Annotated in this window: 2 protein-coding genes and 1 pseudogene; all 3 read left to right on the forward strand. The window is 44.9% G+C overall.

Annotated elements, in window-relative coordinates; translation table 11 throughout:
• Positions 1 to 771 (forward strand): annotated as a pseudogene (locus tag AB3112_RS10795) (L-arabinose isomerase); the annotation flags it as partial.
• Between the two features lie 228 nt (positions 772 to 999).
• On the forward strand, positions 1,000 to 1,557 hold the full coding sequence (locus AB3112_RS10800) for a sugar O-acetyltransferase (protein ID WP_179136537.1): 558 nt from the start codon (positions 1,000 to 1,002) through the stop codon (positions 1,555 to 1,557).
• 15 nt (positions 1,558 to 1,572) lie between these two features.
• On the forward strand, positions 1,573 to 2,287 hold a 715-nt coding region (locus AB3112_RS10805), incomplete at its 3' end, for an aldo/keto reductase (RefSeq protein WP_367334488.1).

Here is a 2,287-nt window from a genome sequence, read left to right on the forward strand (position 1 = left end):
AACGCTGTTTCTGAAAGTGATATTGATGCTAAGTACAAAGAATTACAAGACAAATATGAATTTGTTCAAGGCGATAACGACAAAGACAAGTACGAACATTCAGTACGTTACCAAATCCGTGAATACTTCGGAATCAAGAACTTCTTGGATCAAGGTAGCTACTCAGCATTCACAACCAACTTCGAAGACCTTTATGGTTTGGAACAATTGCCTGGCTTGGCTGTCCAATTGCTCATGGATGAAGGCTATGGCTTCGGTGCTGAAGGTGACTGGAAGACAGCTGCTCTTGGCCGCTTAGTTAAAATCATGACTCATAATCAGGCAACTGCATTCATGGAAGACTACACTCTTGAATTACAAAAGGGTAAAGAAGCTATCCTTGGATCACATATGCTTGAAGTTGACCCTGGTATTGCCAGTGACAAGCCTCGTGTTGAAGTTCACCCATTGGACATTGGTGGCAAAGCAGACCCTGCTCGTTTGGTATTTACTGGACGCGAAGGCGACGCAATGGACATCACGATTTCAGACTTCGGTAATGAATATCGAATGATTGGATACGCTGTTACAGGTAACAAGGCACCTAAGGAAACACCACATCTGCCAGTTGCTAAACAAATGTGGACTCCAAAGGCTGGTTTGAAGGCCGGTGCTACTCAATGGACCCAAGATGGTGGCGGACACCACACGGTTCTCTCATTTACTGCTAGTGAAACTCAAATCCAAGACCTTGCAACAATGTTTGGTTTACCATTTGAAGACATTAAGTAGTCTGAGCATGACCCCCGAAACAACTTCAGTTAGCTAACAGTAGAAGAGCCTCTATTGCTTAGCTGGCGAACTAATCAGTAATCTGAAATGATTACTCAAATAAAGTTCCAATAACAAAGCCCCGAGAGACTTTGGCGGGACTTAAGTAAAATTAAAATGAGGTTGAGACAAAGTTGCTTTTGCCTCGACCTCATTTTGTACATATCTATAATATAGGAGGAAATGACTGTGACGTTAACTGAGAAAGAGAAGATGCTGGCTGGACAGCGATATTTAAATACCGACCCTGAACTGGCTGAAGACCGACGTCGAAACCGACTGCTGGTCGATGAATTTAACCGGGTTGCCCGTGAGGATCCAAAAGCGGGCAGTCAACTGATTAAGCAGATATTTCATCAAACTGGGGAAAAGGTTGATGTTCAGTCGCCGTTTCAATGTGACTATGGCTATACCGTATCCGTCGGCGAAAACTTTTTTGCCAACTACGGCTGCACCTTTATCGATGTTGGCAAGATTACCATTGGTAAAAATGCGATGTTGGGGCCGAACACCTCGATTTATTCGGTTAATCATCCATTGGGTGCAGCCGAACGGAATGAAAACTATGAGTATCCTGGCAATGTTACAATAGGAGATAATCTCTGGGTTGGCGGTAACGCCACAATTGTTCCTGGCGTCACCTTGGGCGACAATGTCGTCGTGGCTGCCGGAGCCGTCGTGACCAAATCATTTGGTGACAACGTCTTAATTGGCGGCAACCCAGCCAGAGTGCTCAAACATCTATAACAATGGAGGATTTTGATGAGTAAAGAGAATATTGGAAGTAGAATTGAGTTGGCAGACGGTCACACAATGCCTCAAGAAGGGCTTGGCGTGTACCGAATGACGGATGAAGCCGAGTTGATCCAATCGGTGAAGTCCGCATATGATGACGGTTATCGATTATTTGATACCGCCCAAATGTATGGCAATGAGGGCGCAGTTGGTCAAGCAATTAAAGAACTAAATGTTGCCCGGGATGATATCTTCGTCACCACAAAGGTTGCTGAAGAAAATCAGGGCTATGATCAAACAATCGCTTCAGTAGAAGCATCTTTAAAGAAATTACAGCTAGATTATGTTGATTTACTTTTAGTTCATTGGCCGATTCATACCCACTTTTTTGAAACTTGGCGAGCATTCGAAGCTCTCAAGGAACAGGGCTTGGTTAAATCAATTGGAACGAGTAACTATGGCATGCTGCACTTGGAGTATTTGGCAACTCAGGCCAATGAGATGCCCGTCGTTAACCAGTTGGAAGTTCATCCTTACTTGTCCCAACAGGCAATGATTGACTTTGATCGTGAAAATCACATTGTCACTCAGGCTTGGGCGCCACTGGGGCGAGGACGGATCTTTGATGACCCGGTCATCACTGGAATCGCCGCCAAACATGGTAAATCAGCCGCCCAAGTCATTTTGCGGTGGCATTTCCAGCGTGGGGATGCCTTTATTCCAAAGTCAGTCCATCCGGAAC

The sequence above is a fragment of the Lentilactobacillus sp. genome (assembly GCF_040773105.1).
Classification (GTDB): Bacteria; Bacillota; Bacilli; order Lactobacillales; family Lactobacillaceae; genus Lentilactobacillus; species Lentilactobacillus parabuchneri.